General features: G+C 56.4%; 17 protein-coding genes and 1 pseudogene. 10 read left to right on the plus strand and 8 right to left on the minus strand.

Annotation, left to right across the window (positions count from 1 at the left end; genetic code table 11):
• Window positions 1-69 precede the first annotated feature (69 nt).
• From BMH52_RS29760 to BMH52_RS25300, 10 genes and pseudogenes are all read left to right on the plus strand, one after another.
• A pseudogene (locus BMH52_RS29760) lies at window positions 70-174 on the plus strand (hypothetical protein); the annotation flags it as partial.
• Between the two features lie 73 nt (window positions 175-247).
• Window positions 248-961 carry an iron-containing alcohol dehydrogenase gene (locus BMH52_RS25260; RefSeq protein ID WP_073845422.1) on the plus strand — a complete coding sequence of 238 codons (714 nt, stop codon included), beginning with the start codon at window positions 248-250 and terminating at the stop codon, window positions 959-961.
• 81 nt (window positions 962-1042) lie between these two features.
• Window positions 1043-1720: a type 1 glutamine amidotransferase domain-containing protein gene (locus BMH52_RS25265; RefSeq protein ID WP_038443625.1), complete on the plus strand. Its 678-nt coding sequence runs from the start codon at window positions 1043-1045 to the stop codon at window positions 1718-1720.
• Between the two features lie 10 nt (window positions 1721-1730).
• Window positions 1731-2024, plus strand: a complete 294-nt coding sequence (locus BMH52_RS25270; RefSeq protein ID WP_010562395.1) for a DUF1330 domain-containing protein — start codon at window positions 1731-1733, stop codon at window positions 2022-2024.
• Between the two features lie 93 nt (window positions 2025-2117).
• On the plus strand, window positions 2118-3509 hold the full coding sequence (locus tag BMH52_RS25275) for an NAD-dependent succinate-semialdehyde dehydrogenase (RefSeq protein WP_073845424.1): 1392 nt from the start codon (window positions 2118-2120) through the stop codon (window positions 3507-3509).
• A 262-nt stretch (window positions 3510-3771) separates the two neighbouring features.
• The gene (locus tag BMH52_RS25280) at window positions 3772-5271 is read left to right on the plus strand and encodes an aldehyde dehydrogenase family protein (RefSeq protein ID WP_010562393.1); all 1500 of its coding nucleotides are present in this window, start codon (window positions 3772-3774) and stop codon (window positions 5269-5271) included.
• Between the two features lie 63 nt (window positions 5272-5334).
• A complete protein-coding gene (locus tag BMH52_RS25285) occupies window positions 5335-6459 on the plus strand; it encodes an alkene reductase (RefSeq protein WP_045057438.1) in 1125 nt (374 codons plus the stop codon).
• A 66-nt stretch (window positions 6460-6525) separates the two neighbouring features.
• Window positions 6526-7509, plus strand: a complete 984-nt coding sequence (locus tag BMH52_RS25290) for an LLM class oxidoreductase (RefSeq protein WP_010562391.1) — start codon at window positions 6526-6528, stop codon at window positions 7507-7509.
• A gap of 138 nt (window positions 7510-7647) precedes the next feature.
• Window positions 7648-7953: a helix-turn-helix transcriptional regulator gene (locus BMH52_RS25295; protein WP_010562390.1), complete on the plus strand. Its 306-nt coding sequence runs from the start codon at window positions 7648-7650 to the stop codon at window positions 7951-7953.
• Between the two features lie 412 nt (window positions 7954-8365).
• Complete coding sequence (locus BMH52_RS25300; protein WP_038443632.1) at window positions 8366-8965, plus strand: NTP transferase domain-containing protein; 600 nt, start codon at window positions 8366-8368, stop codon at window positions 8963-8965.
• Here BMH52_RS25300 and BMH52_RS25305 read toward each other — a convergent pair.
• From BMH52_RS25305 to BMH52_RS25345, 8 genes are all read right to left on the minus strand, one after another.
• Entirely contained in the window at window positions 8943-9911 is a 969-nt protein-coding gene (locus BMH52_RS25305; protein WP_045057437.1) for a GTP 3',8-cyclase MoaA, read from the minus strand. The genes BMH52_RS25300 and BMH52_RS25305 overlap by 23 nt on opposite strands.
• Window positions 9908-10246 carry a putative quinol monooxygenase gene (locus BMH52_RS25310; RefSeq protein ID WP_073845426.1) on the minus strand — a complete coding sequence of 113 codons (339 nt, stop codon included), beginning with the start codon at window positions 10244-10246 and terminating at the stop codon, window positions 9908-9910. The genes BMH52_RS25305 and BMH52_RS25310 overlap by 4 nt, the downstream gene beginning before the upstream one ends.
• Before the next feature lie 28 nt (window positions 10247-10274).
• Entirely contained in the window at window positions 10275-11480 is a 1206-nt protein-coding gene (locus tag BMH52_RS25315) for an XdhC family protein (RefSeq protein WP_038443635.1), read from the minus strand.
• A 13-nt stretch (window positions 11481-11493) separates the two neighbouring features.
• Window positions 11494-12714: a cytochrome c gene (locus tag BMH52_RS25320; RefSeq protein WP_038443637.1), complete on the minus strand. Its 1221-nt coding sequence runs from the start codon at window positions 12712-12714 to the stop codon at window positions 11494-11496.
• A gap of 10 nt (window positions 12715-12724) precedes the next feature.
• Window positions 12725-14917, minus strand: coding sequence for a molybdopterin cofactor-binding domain-containing protein (locus BMH52_RS25325; RefSeq protein ID WP_010562383.1), 2193 nt, complete (start codon window positions 14915-14917; stop codon window positions 12725-12727).
• A gap of 1 nt (window position 14918) precedes the next feature.
• On the minus strand, window positions 14919-15380 hold the full coding sequence (locus BMH52_RS25330) for a (2Fe-2S)-binding protein (protein ID WP_010562382.1): 462 nt from the start codon (window positions 15378-15380) through the stop codon (window positions 14919-14921).
• A 462-nt stretch (window positions 15381-15842) separates the two neighbouring features.
• Window positions 15843-16877, minus strand: a complete 1035-nt coding sequence (locus tag BMH52_RS25340; RefSeq protein WP_010562380.1) for an NADP-dependent oxidoreductase — start codon at window positions 16875-16877, stop codon at window positions 15843-15845.
• 119 nt (window positions 16878-16996) lie between these two features.
• The coding region (locus tag BMH52_RS25345; RefSeq protein ID WP_073845428.1) for a TetR family transcriptional regulator C-terminal domain-containing protein at window positions 16997-17462 on the minus strand (466 nt) is incomplete at its 5' end.

Raw genomic sequence — 17462 nt, forward strand, 5'->3', positions numbered from 1 at the left:
AAAAAACAAAGATATGAAACGGTAATAAAGGGTGTTGAGAAGGTTCGAACCCAGCGGTTGGAATTTCTGGTGGGTGGCGGGGGAGGTGCGGGAATCGATGGAACCAAGTTCGTTGCCGCTGCTGTTGGCTACGAGGGTGATGCTTGGGACATTCTGGAAACGCGGGGTGAAAGTATTAGACGAGCGCTGCCATTTGGCACCGTTCTAACCCAACCGGAAACTGGCCCGGAAACGAACAAGGCAGGCTGTGGTTACTCGCCGGGCGACACAAGACAAGCTGCCGTTTCGAAGCGCTTACATGTTTCCACAATTCTCGATTCTCGATCCCACCAAAACCCAAACCCTCCCCACCCGTCAACTCGCAAACGGCGTTGTCGATGCGTTCGTGCATGTCATTGAGCAGTACCTGACCTACCCAATCGATGCGCGCGTCCAAGATCGTTTTGCCGAAGGTCTTTTACAAACGCTGATCGAAATTGGCCCCCTTGTACTGAAAGAGTCCGCGGACTACAGCACGCGTGCCAACCTCATGTGGACGGCCACTTTGGCGCTCAATGGCCTGATCGGAGCGGGCGTACCACAGGACTGGTCCACCCACATGATCGGCCATGAGCTCACCGCGCTGTACGGCATCGATCACGCACGGACCCTGGCCATCGTACTTCCTGCGAACCTAGAGATTCGTCGTGAAGCCAAGCGCGCGAAGCTGCTGCAGTACGCCGAGCGGGTTTGGCAGATCAGCCAAGGGGACAAAGAACAACGGATTGACATGGCCATACAACAGACCCGGATGTTCTTCGAGAGCCTGGGCTTACCGACGCACTTATCCGCCTACAAGCTCGGCACTGACGCTATAGATGCGCTAATAAACCAGCTCGACACACACCACCTCACCGCACTCGGCGAACACAACAACGTCAGTTTAGACGTCAGCCGCCGTGTGCTTGAAGCGAGCCTATAAGCCAACCTCCAGCACTGCTTATCCACACAGGCAGCGCATTACAAAACATCCACAAGCATGCACAACTGCAAGGTATACGACATGAAGATTCTCCTCGTTCTGACTTCCCACGACCAGCTTGGTGACACTGGCGAGAAGACCGGTTTCTGGCTCGAAGAGCTGGCCGCGCCTTACTACGCCTTCATCGACGCTGGCGTGCAAGTGACCCTAGCATCGCCGAAAGGCGGTCAACCACCCATCGACCCAAAGAGCAATGAGCCCGACTTCCAGACAGACGCCACCCGTCGCTTTCAGACCGATTCAGTCGCCACTCACGCGCTGGCCAACACCGAGAAACTGAGCGACGTGATCAGTTCCGAGTTTGATGCGGTGTTCTACCCTGGCGGCCATGGCCCACTGTGGGATCTTGCGGAGAACACCTTTTCTATCTCTCTGATCGAGCAATCAATCCAATCCGGCAAACCTGTCGGAGCGGTTTGTCACGCACCAGCGGTTTTGCGCCATGTCAAGTGTGTAGATGGCAAACCTCTGGTTGCAGGCAAGACAGTAACCGGTTTCAGCAATAGCGAGGAGGCTGCGGTGGGTCTAACTCAAATCGTGCCTTTCCTGGTAGAGGATATGCTCAAGGCAAATGGTGGGCGCTATACCAAGGGTGCTGACTGGAGCGTTCATGTCGAAGTCGATGGGTTGCTCGTAACTGGCCAGAACCCAGCTTCCTCTGAAGCTACGGCTCACTCGCTGCTCAAACTGTTGGCCTGAGACTACGTCAATGTCCGCCTACGTAGTCTTCACACGTGAACACACCACAGACGAGGCTGAGTTGAAACTCTATGCCCGTAAAGCACCGGCGGCACGCCAGGGTCGGAACCTCACACCATTGGCCTTCTACGGCCAACTGGAGGTGCTCGAAGGCGGACCGATTGAGGGCGCAGTCATTCTTCAATTTCCGGACATAGCAGCAGCTCGAGAGTGGTACTCCAGCCCCGCCTACCAAGAGGCACTGCAACATCGTCTTAAAGGTGCGGTTTACAGAGTATTCCTGATTGATGGCATCAATCATTAGTAAATGCACCAAAATATTCCCGCAGTTTAGGTCCTGTCTACTTACCAGCCTCATTAACAAATCAAATTTACTTAAAATTACTGGAGAAACAGCATGGCATACGCATCCGTTAATCCCTATACAGGTGAAGTTCTAAAAAGTTTTCCAGATGCAACAGATATTCAGATTGAACAGGCTCTTGAGGCGTCTCACAACGCATTTCTTGTCTGGAAGAATTGCTCAATCGCAGAGCGTGGGGCCGTCCTTCAGCGAGCTGCCGACCTGCTGCGCGCGCGAGCAAACGACTATGCCCGGTTGCTAACACTGGAAATGGGCAAGATCACTGCCGAAGCATTAGGTGAAGTAGAAATCTCAGCAAGTATCTTTGAGTATTACGTTAAACATGCAGAAGCTTTGTTAACTCCGCAGAAGCTGCCGGTAGCCGACCCAGCCGAGGGTGAAGCAATCTTGGTCCATGAGCCGTTGGGCACTATCCTGGCCATTGAACCATGGAACTTTCCTTACTATCAAATTGCTCGCATTCTCGCACCACAGTTGGCAGCGGGTAATACCGTGCTGCTCAAACATGCTTCAAACGTACCGCAATGTGCCGAAGCTTTCGAACAACTACTGCTTGATGCTGGTCTACCTGCTGGCGCATTCAGCAACATGTACGCAAATCGCCAGCAAATCGAGACAATCCTCAACGACTCTCGAGTACACGGGGTGGCACTGACCGGTTCCGAAGGCGCAGGTGCCATCATCGCCTCCCAGGCTGGCAAGGCACTGAAGAAATCTACATTGGAACTGGGGGGGGCAGATGCCTTCATAGTTCTGCGCGACGCTGAACTGAAAAAGACCGTGAAGTGGGCTGTTGTAGGCCGTCACTGGAATGCTGGACAGGTGTGCATATCATCCAAACGCATGATTGTAGTGGAAGAAGTCTACGATGAGTTCCTGCGCCTTTATGCCGAAGGTGTAGCACAACTGAAGGCCGGCGACCCGTTCGATCCGGAAACAAATCTAGCCCCCCTGTCATCTCAAACTGCCGCCGACGAAATCCGCGCGAAGATTCGTGAAGCAGTCAACTACGGTGCTACGGCCACCGAGGTTGGGCCCAAGGTACCAAGCAAGGGTGCATTTGTTCAACCGACCATTCTGACCAACCTGACGCCTGATAACCCTGCCTACTACTGGGAGTTCTTCGGTCCAGTCTCGATGATCTTACGAGCTAAAGACGAAGAAGACGCGATAGTTATCGCCAACGACTCTCCGTTCGGGCTCGGTGGTTCGGTATTCACCGCAGACGCCCAGCATGGTGTTGAGGTTGCTAAGCGCATCGAGACAGGCATGGTGTTCGTCAATCACCCAACGTCATCGAAAGCCGACCTACCTTTCGGCGGAATCAAAAGATCTGGTTACGGTCGCGAGCTGATTGGTTTGGGAATCAAGGAATTCGTCAACCACAAGCTGATTAACGTCATGGATATCGACGCGCCGTTCTGACTTACATCTTCACCTCAATGCAAACAGGCCTCAGTGCTTTTATGCAGCAGCCCCCCCCCTCTTTGATGAAGAGATCGGGGGGGGGCTGGACTACGTTGCCAAGCCTGGCGCGCAGCACAGCGCGCTCCCCGCCGATCCAGAAGCAGGCTGAAAAAGTGCGGCGATAGGAATGCCTGCGCGAATACACAACTACATATTGACATATATCAATATCTCAAATAATCTCAACCAAACCCATCGCACTTACCTCAGGAGGTAACCCATGCAAAATTCCAGTGATACCCATCCGAGCTACCTTCCCGACAACAGCTACGGCCTGTTTATCGACAACCAGTGGGTGGCGGCCGAAAATGGTGAAACCCTCGACATTATCAACCCCGCCAACGGAAAAATTCTCACCAACATCCCAAACGCCACAGCTGCCGACGTCGACCGCGCGGTGCAGGCCGCAAAACGCGCCTTCGTGACCTGGCGTACCACCTCGCCAGCGGAACGCGCCAATGCGTTGTTGAAGATCGCCGACCTGCTGGAAGCCGATGCCGATCGGTTCGCCGTTCTGGAAACCCTTGATGTAGGCAAACCCATTCGTGAAAGTCGCTCCGTCGACATCCCACTGGCGATTGATCATTTCCGCTACTTCGCCGGCGCAATCCGCAGCCAATCGGATGAGGCGGTCATGCTGGATGAGCAAACACTCAGCATCGCTCTCAGTGAACCCCTCGGCGTCGTGGGCCAAGTGATTCCGTGGAACTTCCCGCTTCTTATGGCCGCCTGGAAGATCGCTCCAGCCATCGCGGCGGGTAACACCGTAGTCATCAAACCTTCTGAGCTAACCCCGGTAACCATCCTTGAACTGGCGAAGATCTTCGCCAAGGTACTTCCGGCCGGCGTGGTCAACATCGTCACAGGCTTAGGCACCTCAGTTGGCCAGGCCCTACTGGATCATCCAGACCTGCGCAAGCTTGCCTTCACTGGCTCGACGCGTGTCGGCGAACTCGTCGCCAATGCGGCAGCGAAGAAAATCATTCCTGCCACCCTTGAACTGGGCGGCAAGTCAGCCAACATCGTTTTCCCCGATGCGAACTGGGACAAGGCCGTGGAAGGCGCAGTCCTCGCCATCCTGTGGAACCAAGGCCAAGTCTGCGAATCCGGCGCACGGCTGTTCGTTCACGAGTCCATCTACGAGCAATTCCTGGCTGAGCTCAAGCATAAGTTCGAAGCTGTGCGTGTGGGTGACCCATTGAACCCAGACACCATGATGGGCGCACAGGTCAGCAAGACCCAGATGGAACGGATCCTCGGCTACGTTGATATCGCCAAACAGGAAGGTGCCGAGGTACTGATCGGCGGCGGTCGCCTTACAGGTGCCGATTACGATGCCGGCTTCTTCATCCAGCCAACGATTCTGGTCGGTGTTCGCAACGATATGCGCGTCGCCTACGAGGAAATTTTCGGCCCTGTTCTGTGCGTCATTCCTTTCAAGGATGAAGCGGAGGTCATCGCCATGGCCAACGACTCCGAGTACGGCCTAGCGGGCGCAGTCTGGACCCAAGACATCAACCGGGCGTTACGTGTGGCACGCGCGGTGGAAACCGGACGTATGTGGGTAAATACCTACCATGAGATCCCTGCCCACGCCCCCTTTGGTGGCTATAAGAAATCTGGCCTAGGACGGGAAACTCACAAGTCAATGCTGGAAGCCTACAGCCAGAAGAAGAACATCTACGTCAGCCTCAACGAAGCACCGCTCGGGCTCTTCTGACCTCGCTGATCCATGTTTTTTTGACCTATAACATCGAATATTTTAGATATGCAGGTAAACGAAATGACACAATCAGAACTTTTTAAAACCACTCAGCTGGGCCCATACACCCTCAAGAACCGTATCGTTCTGCCGCCACTGACGCGTTCGCGCAGCTCCCAACCCGGCAATATTGCGAACGACCTAATGGCCACATATTACCGTCAGCGCAGCGGTGCTGGCTTCATGGTGACCGAGGGCACACAGATCGAACCCCGAGGACAGGGTTATGCCTGGACACCCGGCATTCATAGCCCAGAACAGATACAAGGCTGGCGTAAGGTCACCGACGCTGTTCACGCCGAAGGGGGGGTGATCTTTGCTCAACTTTGGCATGTAGGCCGCGTGTCGCACACATCGCTGCAACCCGGTGGTGAAGCGCCCGTCGCGCCATCAGCCATCCGCGCGGACAACGTCAAGGTGTTCATCGAAACTGGCCCCGGCACGGGTGCACTGGCCGACCCATCGACCCCCCGAGCCCTGTCCACCAAGGAGGTAAAGGAACTGGTTGAGCTCTACGCCCAAGCAGCCCGAAATGCTTTGGACGCAGGTTTTGACGGGGTGGAGCTTCACTGCGCGAACGGGTACCTGGTAAACCAGTTCATTTCGGCCCATACCAACCAGCGTGATGATGAATATGGCGGTTCGCTGCAGAACCGTCTTCGCTTCCTGCGCGAAATCACCCTGGCCGTTGCTGGTGTCGTCGGCAAGGAGCGCATGGGAGTTCGCTTCGCCCCGCTGTTCGCGACCACAGACGAAGACCGCGTATACCTTGGCCTGGTCGAAGAAGATCCTCACCAAACCTACATCGAGGCAGTGAAGATCCTCGAGGAAGTGGGCATTGCCTACCTGTCGCTCGCCGAAGCCGATTGGGAAAACGCACCCGAGCTGCCTGAGACGTTCCGGGAAGATGTTCGTAAGACCTTCAGCGGCAAGATTCTCTATGCCGGCAAGTACACCGCTGAACGAGGAAATCGCGTGATAAAAGCTGGCTGGGGCGACCTGATCGCTTTTGGTCGCCCCTTCATTGCGAACCCCGACCTGCCCGCTCGTATCGCCAACAACTGGCCGCTTCACCCAGTTGATCCAAGCAGCATGTACGGCGGTACCGATAAGGGCTACACCGACTACCCGACTTACAAATCCTAAACGCTCAATGCCACGCCCCATAACTCAGGGGCGTGGCTCAGCGTTTGCTGACCGAGGAAGTTAAGCATGTACCAACCGAGCACGATCCCCTACCAAGAGCATAGGGGATTCAAACGAACCTTCAGGCAGGGTCATCTAAGCCTTGGGCTGTTCTTTCCCCTAGAGGCTTTCGAAGGTGATACACCGAGCATGCTAGATCAGGTCGCGCTGGCCAAACGTGCAGAGGCACTTGGTTTTTCGGCGCTCTGGTTTCGCGACGTCCCACTCAGGGACCCAAGCTTCGGCGATGTCGGCCAGGTTTTCGACCCTTGGGTGTATCTGGGCTACATGGCAGCCCATACAACAGAAATCGCACTAGGTACCGCCTCCATCGCCCTTACTTTGCGTAATCCCTTGCACACGGCAAAGGCCGCAGCGAGCATTGATCAGTTGAGCGGAGGTCGCTTGCTCCTGGGAGTAGCCTCTGGCGATCGTCCCGTGGAGTTTCCCGCATTCAGCATTGATCCAGAAAAGCGTGGCGAGACCTTTCAAGAAAACTTCAATGTGATACGCCAAGCCCATCGAACACACTTCGAGCCCATTCGCTGGAGTGGCGGCGAGTTAGTGGGGGCCGACCTCGTTCCCAAACCTACGACTCGGGAAATACCGCTATTCGTAACCGGACACAGCCGCCAGCCGCTCGATTGGATCGCACGTGAAAGCCATGGATGGATCAACTATCCACGTCCGCCAAAAATACAGCGACTGATCGTGGAGGATTGGCGACAGGAAATAGTTAAACAGTGTGGCACTATCTACAAGCCGTTCTTGCAATCGCTTTATATCGACCTGGACGAACACCCGTCCACGCCGCCCTCGCATATCCATCTAGGATTTCGACTAGGACGTAACCACCTTCGGGCCTTGCTGGATACACTTCAGGAAATCGGTGTAGATCACGTCATCCTGAACCTCAAGTATGGTAAACGCCCCGCAGCAGAGGTTATCGAGGAACTTGGCAAGCATATCGTCCCGCAATTCGGCGTCCAGGCTTCTGATAGTGCTGCCTGACAGAGCAACAATACTTCAGCCAGGAGCGGCCAGTCCTTGCAACAGACGGCGGGCGCAGAGGTCACGTCAATACCTTCCATTTTTCTGCGCAAACCCGGAAGATATCTAAATATCGCAAAAAACAGGTATCAACATTCCATGACCATTGACGTCAACGAAGCACTGAAAGCATTGGCAAACCCGATGCGCCTTGCCATCCTCAATTGGCTCAAGGATCCCAGGACAATCTTTCCAGAGCAGGAGGTCGACCCAGAAACGGTAGGCGTGTGCGTCAGTATCATCCAAGAGCGCACGGGCCTCTCGCAGTCCACCACATCGCTTTATCTCGCAGCTCTGCAGCGCGCGCAATTGGTGACATCGCAGCGGATCGGCCCCTGGACCTACTACAAACGCCACGACGAAAATATCGATGCCTTTTTCAAAGCGCTGCAAGAAAAAATCTAAGGCTGAAGAAACCTTGTATTTCTGGCTGATTTCAGTGCTTGCCGATTTCAAAAACAGCAATCTGACCAAGTAACGATCAACTAACCCGTTCATTTATGAGTTTTTAGCCGCAGCGAGCATTTGGTAGCGGGCATACTCTGCATTACGCCCCCATCTCGCCTGGGGTGATCAGCAAATACCGGCCAGCCAGGACATGTGCAGGTTCGACAGATCGAACAACTTGACCTGTGGCGCGGCGTTCTTCACTACCCAGTGGAAACGCACTTTGGTTTCGCCAAACTGTCACTTAATCACTCTGAAACCGGAGCGGTATACGCAAAATACTGCACATTCCAGAGAGAAGCGCGAAGCCTCCTAGTGGTCTTTTACGGCCGACCTTCTTCTTCAGGGGGCAGCATAGGATTTTTTCAACATGACAGAACCGCACCGCAAGCCTGAGTATGTCGGCCTAGTTCTCGCCGCCGGCTCCGGGCAACGCTTCGGCAGCGACAAACGCCTTGCCCAGCTGGCAGACGGCAACAGCCTTTTGCGCGCGACGTTGTTGCGCGCGAAAGAAGCCTTCAGCGATGTTCGAGTCGTATTAAAGGCTGAGGATGATGCAGAGGCCTTGGCTATTCCGCATGGCATTCATCTGGTACGTGCGGCCCACGCCAAACAGGGCATGGGCTCAAGCCTGGCCGCCGGCATCCAGAGCCTGGCAAATACGCAGGCCACTGCGGTGGCGGTGCTGCTCGGGGATATGCCGTGGATTACTCTCGCAACGCTATTGCAGTTGCGCGCGCATGCGCACGCTGAACATATTGTTGTCGCTTACTGCGATGGCCAGCGCGGACACCCCGTGCTGTTCGGCCGGCGCTTTTGGCCGGAGCTGATGCAACTGCAAGGGGAGAATGGGGCCAAGGCTTTAATCGCCACCCATGCGCAACAGGTGATAGAAGTGACGCTTGCTGATAGGGGCATCCTGCTGGACGTCGACAAGCCGGCCGACCTTAGCCACCCACCGATTTCATAATCAGGGCACTGCCGGTAAAAGTGGCGTCTTGTTTGTCCTGCAGCGCACGACTGAGCAACCCTTTCAGTTGCGGCTGCGCCTGCTCAGTCGGCAGATCCAACAGCGCGCCCATAAAATGTCCGCGATTGGATGATAGGCATCCGTATAACCAGCCCGTAGACGACAACCGCAGACGACTGCAGCTCCGGCAAAAGGGCGCGCTTTCGTTGGCAATAATACCGAACGCCCCGCGCTCGCCCACGCTATAACGCAGCGCAGTGGCATCTAGCGCTGCCTCGGTTTGTGTGAAGACATAACACTCGCCGATAAGCTCCAGCAGCTCGCGCTGGCCGACGAACTGGGTACGAAAAGCCTCTGCATGCTGGGCCAGATGGCCCATGCGCATCAGCTCGATAAAGCGCAATTCGTAGCCCTGCTCCAGGCAGAACGCCAACATGGGCATGACCTGGTCGAGGTTGCTGCCACGCATCGGCACCATATTGATTTTGATGCTCATACCAGATCGACGCGCCAGCTCAATGCCGTTAAGCACAGTCTGCAGATCGCCGCCCTTTGCGATCTTGCGGAAGGCGCGCGGGTCAAGTGTGTCGAGGGACACATTGACCCGCTGGATGCCCGCGCTGCGCAATAACGGCAACTTGCCGGCCAGCAATTGTCCATTAGTGGTCAGGCTGATGTCCTGCAACGCTAGCGCACCGATGCCCTGCAGAAAAGGCTCCAGCCGATCACTCAGCAGCGGCTCACCGCCGGTAATGCGCAGCGCGTCGATACCGGCGACATCCCTGAGCAGTTCGACGGCGCGCAGCATCGACGCGGCCGCCAGCTCATCACGCGCGGCCACCAAGCGGCGGCCATCGGCCACACAGTAGGTGCAGGCGTAATTGCAGGCAGCCGTGAGGCTCAGGCGAAGTTTGCGGAAACGCCGACCCTGTCGATCGACGATCACCCTGCCATGTCCGTGTCGAAGCCAGTGGCTGACTCGCCATCCTCAGCCAACGCCTCCAGCACATAAACCTGACGATCGCTCAGCAGCTCGCCAAGGGCATTGGCCATGGTCGTGTAATGGGGCATCTGCCGATGAAGCGCTATCGCCTCATGGCTTGCCCAGCGCTCGACGAAGACAAACCGTCCGACCTGTTCAATGCACCGACTCAGGACGTAAGACAGGCAAACGTCTTCGGCCCGCGAGGGCTGCACGCAAGCTCGCAGAATCTGCTCGACCTGCTGCTCTTTGCCGCCTTTGGCGGTCAGTATCGCTACAACGCGTATGGTTTGATTCACGCTGATAGGTTCCTCGGTTGATCAGTCGTCAAGGCTGCACGGCGAACCGCCGATAAGCCTCTGCAGCAAAAGCGATTTCGGTTTCGGTCTCGCTAGCGATCAGCACTGGGTCGCTATCATGGATACTCGCGGACCTGAAACGCAGGCTGCCACCATTGCGACCATTGAGCACCGCCTGAATTTCCGCCAGCATCGCCATAGCCACGCTTTCCGGAGTGTCGCCGCCCAGGTCCAGGCCAATCGGATAATGCAAACACGCCAGCCCTGGCAACTCGCCCTGCTGCTCGTGGATACCGGCCAGCAGGCGCTCGGTGCGCTCACGCGGGCCCAACTGCCCTACATAACAGGGCTCACTGTGCAACACTCCCTGCAGCCAGTGCGCGTCTTGCACCAAGCTGTGAGTCATCACCGCCACCGCTGCGCCGCGTACAAGTTCACGGTAGGCGAAAGGTTGCTCAACATCGCCAACCAGCACCTGGTCAGCGTCGGGAAAACGCTCTGCTCGGGCAAAGTGTGACCGCCCATCGATGATTGTCACATGCCAGCCCAAGAGCTTGGCCATGCGCACCAGCGGCTGGGCATCATGGCCCGCACCAAACACTACCAAACGCCGCACGGGCGGCAGGTACTCCATAAGCACTTCAATCTTGCCGGTGCCATTCGGGTAAAGATATCGGGATGACTTTCCACGCACCAAGGTCTGTTGGAGATCAATCCTGATCTGCTCAGCCAGCGCCGACTGCAGCAACTCGCCCTCGGCGCTTTGTCCTGACACTAATAACAGGCGATCACCTAACCGGTGTGAACCATCAGCCGAGCTGGCGATCACCGTGGCGATGGCCGCCGGTTGCTGGGTGTCGCGAACGCCAAGCAACGCAGTAATCAACGCGCAAGGACCACTGGCAGGCAGCCGCTCGAACAATACGTGAACCTTACCGTTGCAGCCCAGCCCGAAACTAAGCGCTTCCTCACTGCCCTCATCCGCCTCGGAGGTGCTGTAGCTACGCAGTGCAGGCCCAGCTTCAGTTAACCACCAGGCTTTTCTGGCGACTTCCGCCTCCAGGCAGCCACCACTGATGGTCCCCTCGGGCCTGCCGAAGCGCGAGACTAGCATCCGCGCTCCTGGTCGCCGATACGCAGAGCCGTCGACTTTTACCACGGTCGCAAGCACCGCTTCTCGGCCAGCATTGCGCTCCGCCAGGAGTACATCCAGCAGTGGAATCAGACAAGACATGAGGCACCTCGGCTCAATGAAGGGACTCGGTACGGCGCTTAGCCACAGCTTGCTCCGATACCTGCGCACCAGTCTCGCCAAAGCGCTTCAGTACGAAGCTGCTCAGCGCAGCCAATTCCTGGTCGGAGTAAATGGTCCCGAACGACGGCATGCGTCGATCTACCCGGGTGTCGGTCGAACCATGCCCATTTAGCAGGATGCCCAGCAAATTACTGGCGGCAGGATCGTTGACCGTCTTTAGACCCCGTAGCATGGCAGTCTGACTCTGGTTTCCGGTCCCGTCCCAGCGGTGACAACTAGAACAGGCTTCGGCGAACAGTTTATTGCCAAGGGCATTGTCGCCCCCCTGCGGTGCAAGCTTAGCCTGCTGCGGACGAGCCACACCTTCGCTGCGCGCCGGTGAGTCCTTGAGATAAACGGCGATCGCGTGACGATCGGCGTCGGTCAGATGGCTCAGACTGTGCTCCACCACCTCCGCCATCGGCCCGGTGGACAACCCGAATCCTGGCGCCGCGCCGTCCTTCAAGTAACGCGCCAGCACGTCCGTGGGCCAGGCACCGACGCCATGTATCGGGTCAGAGCTGATGTTGTAAGCGTTCCAACCCTGTATCAGGTTACCGGCAAGCGAACGGTCTTTGCTGACAGCTTGGAACAGGTTCCGAGGCGAATGGCACTCACCACAGTGGCCAGGACCTTCCACTAGGTATTTGCCTCGATTCCACTCGGTAGAGTGCTGGGCCTCGGTTTCAAATTGCTTGTCGTCCAGGAACAGCATATTCCAGAAAAACATCCCCCAACGCTGATTGAACGGGAAGTTCAGCTGGTTCTCTTGAGCCACCTGCTCGATTGGCTCCAGGCTATCGAGATAGCTTTTGATGGCCAGGATGTCGTCACGCGACATCTTGCTGTAGGACGTATAAGGGAATGCTGGATAGTAGTGTTTGCCATCGCGCCCCACGCCGGTTCGCAGCGCGCTAACGAACTCATCATCAGTCCAGGCTCCGATGCCAGTTTGCTTATCTGGAGTGATATTGGGCGAAAAAAGCGAGCCGAATGGCAGCTTAAATTCGACACCACCGGTGAAGGGTTTACCACCGGGCACGGTATGGCAAGCCACGCAATTTGCAGCGCGCGCAAGATACTCGCCCCTGGCAAGTAAGTCCTCCTGCGCATACGCAAACTGCGCCACCAGGAATCCGCTAGCGAGCAATAGCCAACTTGTTATCAAATTCATGAGTAACTCCTCAAACCGGATAGTAGCCAGCACGGCTAAGTGGTAACCGACGAATGCGCGTACCGGAAGCAGCGTAGAGAGCGTTAACCAAAGCTGGACCGATCAGCGCAGTACCGGCTTCCCCGACTCCGCCCGGTGCTTCCAGGCTAGGCAGCAGGTGCACCTCAACTGCTGGCGCCTCACTTATGCGCAGCTGCCGATAGTTGTGGAAGTTGGTCTGCTGAACCTGACCGTTCTCGATAAGAATTTCGTTGAACAACGAAGCAGACAGACCGAATAATGTCCCACCTTCAACCTGCGCCAAGACCGACGTCGGGTTAGTCGCGAAGCCGCAGTCCACAACACTGATCAAGCGTTTAATGCGCAAGCCAAATTCACCCTGCATCTCAAGCTCAACGAGAGTTGCTACATAGCTGCCAAACACCGAACTTACTGCCACACCCCGACCCTGCCCAGCAGGTAAAGACTGGTACCAGTCACTCTTCTCAGCAAGTAAGCGCAGCACCGCCTGGGCACGTGGCTGGTCCGCCAACAGCTCCAAACGGTAGACCACCGGGTCGGCCTTGGCATTGTGCGCCAGCTCATCAATAAAACACTCAAGGGCATAGGTCCCCCGCAGAGGGCCGACGCCTCGCCACCAGGACACGGGCACGACACTCGGCTCCTGGCGGATATAGCGAACCTGCAAATGCGGCAGGCGGTAGATGGGTTCCACCGCGACTTCAACGGCATCGGCATCCACGCCGCTGGGAGGCAAGCTGCCGGCATAGCGGGCGAGAATCGAGGCACCAGCGATACGGTGTTCCCAGCCCAGCGGACGCCCCTGCTTATCGAGGGCGGCTTGCATACGATCGGCATAGAGCGGCCGATAGAGGTCGTGGGTCATGTCCTCCTCACGGCTCCAGACCAGCTTGATCGGGTAATCGACCTGACGCGCGATGGCCACTGCTTGGGTGATGAAGTCGAACTCCAGACGCCGGCCAAATGCCCCACCGATCAATTGATTGTGCACCTGGATTTTTTCCAAGGGCAGCCCGGTGACTTGGGCGGCCGTCTGTTGGGCGAAGACCGGCACTTGGGTGCCCACCCATAGCTCGCACGCATCTTTACGCACATGGGCCACGCAGCTCATGGGCTCAAGCGGCGAATGCGACAACAGCGCTTGCTCGTAAACGGCCTCGAACTGGCTGGAAGACCCCTGTTTGGCTTGCTCAATATCGCCTGTGCGCTTAGCGACCACGCCATCACGGCTACTTGCGGCTAGCAGCTCCTGGTCCAGTTGCTTTGATCCGATAGTAGCGTTCGACCCAAGTTCCCACTCGATCTTTAACGCTTTGATGGCCTGCTGGCAGGCCCAAAAGTTACTTGCGGTAACGGCCACGGCATTGTCCAAACGCACGATGTCGCGCACCCCTAACACCCGTCGCGCCTCAGTTTCATCAACCGAACGCAGCCGTCCGCCATACACCGGACAGGTGATGCTGGAGGCCACCAGCATCCCAGGGATTTGCAGGTCAATGGTAAAGCGCGCCTTGCCGTTGACCTTCGCGGGCGTGTCCAGGCGTTGCGCGGGAGTGCCCAACAGCTTGAACTGCTCGGGGGTTTTCAGCGGCACCGCGTCGGGCAACGGCAGCGTCGCAGCGGCCTCGACCAAATCGCCGTAGTCAGCCTGCAGGCCTTTGGGGCCAAACACCTGGCCATTCTGCGCATGACACAGGCTCGGCGCGACGCGCCATTGCAGCGCTGCCGCCTGAATCAACAGAATGCGCGCTGTAGCGCCCGCCCGACGCAGCGGCTCCCAGGTGTAACGGGTAGAGGTCGAGCCACCAGTGGCCTGAAACTGAAGCAGGGTATCGGTATACAGTGCGGAGTTCGGTGGGGCCTCCTGGATTACTACCTTATCCAAATCGACCTCAAGCTCCTCCGCCACCATCATTGCAATACCAGTTTGCGCGCCCTGACCCATTTCAATCTTCGGCGAGATCACCGTGACCACGCCATCTGGGCCCACCCGCACAAAGGCCCCGAACCCCTCAGCGGAGCGATCACCCAGCCGGCCTAAGGCAGCAGCCTCGGAGGCAGCGCTTTTGGACACCAACGGCGGTAGCCAGGTACTCAACACCAAGCCGCCGACCGCGATACCGCTGCCTTGCAAGAGACGGCGACGGGACATATCAACATTCATTTCGATTGTCTTCTTCATCTCACGCCTCCTCTACACGGCCAACACTGTGGATGGCTGTGCGAATACGGGTGTAGGTGGCGCAGCGACAAAGATTGCCTGCCATTGCAGCATCAATCGCCTGATCGTCTGGCGCGGGCTGGCTCTGCAGCAGAGCAGTGGCCGCCATGATCTGCCCTGACTGACAGTAACCGCATTGCACCACCTCATGCGCCAGCCAAGCCTGTTGAACGGCTTGACCGACAGCAGTCTCACCGATGGCTTCAATGGTGGTGATTGAGCGGCCCGTCAAAGCAGCAACAGGGGTCACGCACGAACGTATCGGCTGACCATCAAGATGCACGGTGCAAACGCCACACTGAGCAATACCACAGCCGTATTTTGTCCCGGTGAGGCCAAGCACATCGCGTAAGACCCAAAGCAGAGGCATATCCTGCGGCACGTCGACTTGGTGCGACTGTCCATTGATGATTAGCGTTTGCATCTTCATTCCTCAGACTAGTATTTTTAATGCCGACAACCTTAGTTATCGCTTTAATCATGTGGGTGCGGTATGGGAAGCAGGCCAAAACAGCCTCATACGTTCACGAATTAATCCGCCTTAAACGGGCAACCAACCACCCGGCCAGCGGAAAGGAGACAAGCTGGGTGATTGGTACCAATACCAGCACCTCCACCAATACCATTACTGGGAAACTCAAATCACGGGTCAGCGGGGCTAATATACTCAGCACCAACAAAAGCGTTGGGTAAAGCCCCAAGCAGCCAACCAGTACACGCCAGAACGCGGCGTTTATTTGATGCGAGCGCTTACTGCGTGCGTGCATAATCCCCCCACAGGCATTACTTGTACTTAGTGGCCTGGATCTTTTTAAATAAAAAAGCCCTACCAGCAAGGAGCTTGAGCTGGCAGAGCAAAAAACACTGTCATTCCAACAACAGGCAATCAGTCTTCACTTACCCGAACCACTAGCTTGCCAAAATTACGCCCCTCTAGCAGGCCGATAAAGGCCTTAGGCGCCTCCTCTAGACCACTCACCAATTCTTCACGATACTTAATCCGGCCCTGCGCAAACCAGCTTGACATATCGTTAAAGAATTCGTCGTAGCGGTGCGCGTAATCATCAAAAATAATGAAGCCTTGGACTTTAATACGCTTACGCAGAATAGCCCCCATCAAGGCAGGCGAGCGATCTGGCCCGTCGGGTAAAGCGGTATCGTTGTAGTGCGCAATAATTCCGCAGACCGGCACTCGGGCCTTGGCATTGAGCAGCGGCAGCACAGCATCGAAGACTTTTCCACCGACATTCTCGAAGTAAATGTCGATACCCGACGGGCAGGCCTTGGCCAGTTGTTCGGCGAAGTCCGGCGCTCGATGATCGAGGCAGGCGTCGAAACCTAGCACCTCGACAGCATGCCGGCACTTTTCCGCCCCTCCGGCCACACCGACCACGTGACAGCCCTTGATCTTGCCGATTTGCCCGACAGTCGCACCGACCGGCCCGGTAGCAGCCGCCACCACCAGCGTTTCACCCGCCTGCGGCCGACCAATATCCAGTAAGCCCATGTATGCGGTGAAGCCTGGCATTCCAAATATGCCCAATGCATAAGACGGCTGCGCTGGCGAATCGCCCAAAGGGGTCAGGTCGCTGCCATCAGACAGCGCATAGTCCTGCCAACCACTAAAAGACAGCACCCAGTCATTCACTTTATAGGCATGATGCTTTGAGGCAACCACACGACATACAGTGCCCCCCACCATTACTCCGCCCACTTCGACAGGAGGGGCATAGGACGGCGCATCACTCATGCGACCACGCATGTAAGGGTCTAGCGATAGATAGATAGTACGCAGAAGTACCTGCCCCTCTGCGGGTTCAGGAATTGGACCTTGTTCAATAAGAAAATTCGCTTCGACAGGCGCACCATGTGGACGCGATGCCAGAACAACGCTTCGATTGATTTGCTTTGATTGAGACATCTTCACACTCCTTGGATGGCGGGGAAAAACAACCGCATCAACGGAAAAATTAGACCAGTCTGCTATTTTTCACATAAAAAAGCCACCCTACCGAGGCGGGAGGGTGGGCGATCTCGTAATCACGCCTCCTCAGGGACCAGCATCATCAGAGTAGTAGCCATGGCATTTTCTAGCGACCGACTGTTACGGTGCAGCTTGCTCAGCAGGCTTGCACCAAGCCAAAGCTGGTATAGCGCCAAGGCCGTTCGGTAAGCATCACCTTGCGGCAAAGAACCGTCTAGTTGACCCTGCTCAAGACAGCCAGAAATACGTTCAATTATCTGATCTGTTCCGTCACGGAGAGTGAGGCGCATAACCTCCGAAAGATCTGCAACCTCAGCGCTCAGTTTAACTACAAGACACTTTTGCTCATCGCAGGGCTTACAATAGCTTTCAAGCCATTTCTGCCAATATCCCATAAGCCGCTCACGGGCTGTATTGCCGGTAGCGGCAAATCGTTCATCCATGTTCGCCAGATAATTGCGAAAGTAATCCTCGAGCAAGCACTGCCCGTACTGCTCATAGGAGTTGAAAAAACGAAAGAAC

Origin of the sequence: Pseudomonas sp. BTN1 (assembly GCF_001907715.1) — a bacterium.
GTDB classification, from domain to species: domain Bacteria; phylum Pseudomonadota; class Gammaproteobacteria; order Pseudomonadales; family Pseudomonadaceae; genus Aquipseudomonas; species Aquipseudomonas paracarnis.

Coding starts and splice junctions, on each gene's coding strand:
- BMH52_RS25265 (WP_038443625.1), top strand. CDS start 1,043: ATGAAGATTCTCCTCGTTCTGACTTCCCACGACCAGCTTGGTGACACT.
- BMH52_RS25270 (WP_010562395.1), top strand. CDS start 1,731: ATGTCCGCCTACGTAGTCTTCACACGTGAACACACCACAGACGAGGCT.
- BMH52_RS25275 (WP_073845424.1), top strand. CDS start 2,118: ATGGCATACGCATCCGTTAATCCCTATACAGGTGAAGTTCTAAAAAGT.
- BMH52_RS25280 (WP_010562393.1), top strand. CDS start 3,772: ATGCAAAATTCCAGTGATACCCATCCGAGCTACCTTCCCGACAACAGC.
- BMH52_RS25285 (WP_045057438.1), top strand. CDS start 5,335: ATGACACAATCAGAACTTTTTAAAACCACTCAGCTGGGCCCATACACC.
- BMH52_RS25290 (WP_010562391.1), top strand. CDS start 6,526: ATGTACCAACCGAGCACGATCCCCTACCAAGAGCATAGGGGATTCAAA.
- BMH52_RS25295 (WP_010562390.1), top strand. CDS start 7,648: ATGACCATTGACGTCAACGAAGCACTGAAAGCATTGGCAAACCCGATG.
- BMH52_RS25300 (WP_038443632.1), top strand. CDS start 8,366: ATGACAGAACCGCACCGCAAGCCTGAGTATGTCGGCCTAGTTCTCGCC.
- BMH52_RS25315 (WP_038443635.1), bottom strand. CDS start 11,480: ATGTCTTGTCTGATTCCACTGCTGGATGTACTCCTGGCGGAGCGCAAT.
- BMH52_RS25320 (WP_038443637.1), bottom strand. CDS start 12,714: ATGAATTTGATAACAAGTTGGCTATTGCTCGCTAGCGGATTCCTGGTG.
- BMH52_RS25325 (WP_010562383.1), bottom strand. CDS start 14,917: ATGAAGAAGACAATCGAAATGAATGTTGATATGTCCCGTCGCCGTCTC.
- BMH52_RS25330 (WP_010562382.1), bottom strand. CDS start 15,380: ATGCAAACGCTAATCATCAATGGACAGTCGCACCAAGTCGACGTGCCG.
- BMH52_RS25340 (WP_010562380.1), bottom strand. CDS start 16,877: ATGTCTCAATCAAAGCAAATCAATCGAAGCGTTGTTCTGGCATCGCGT.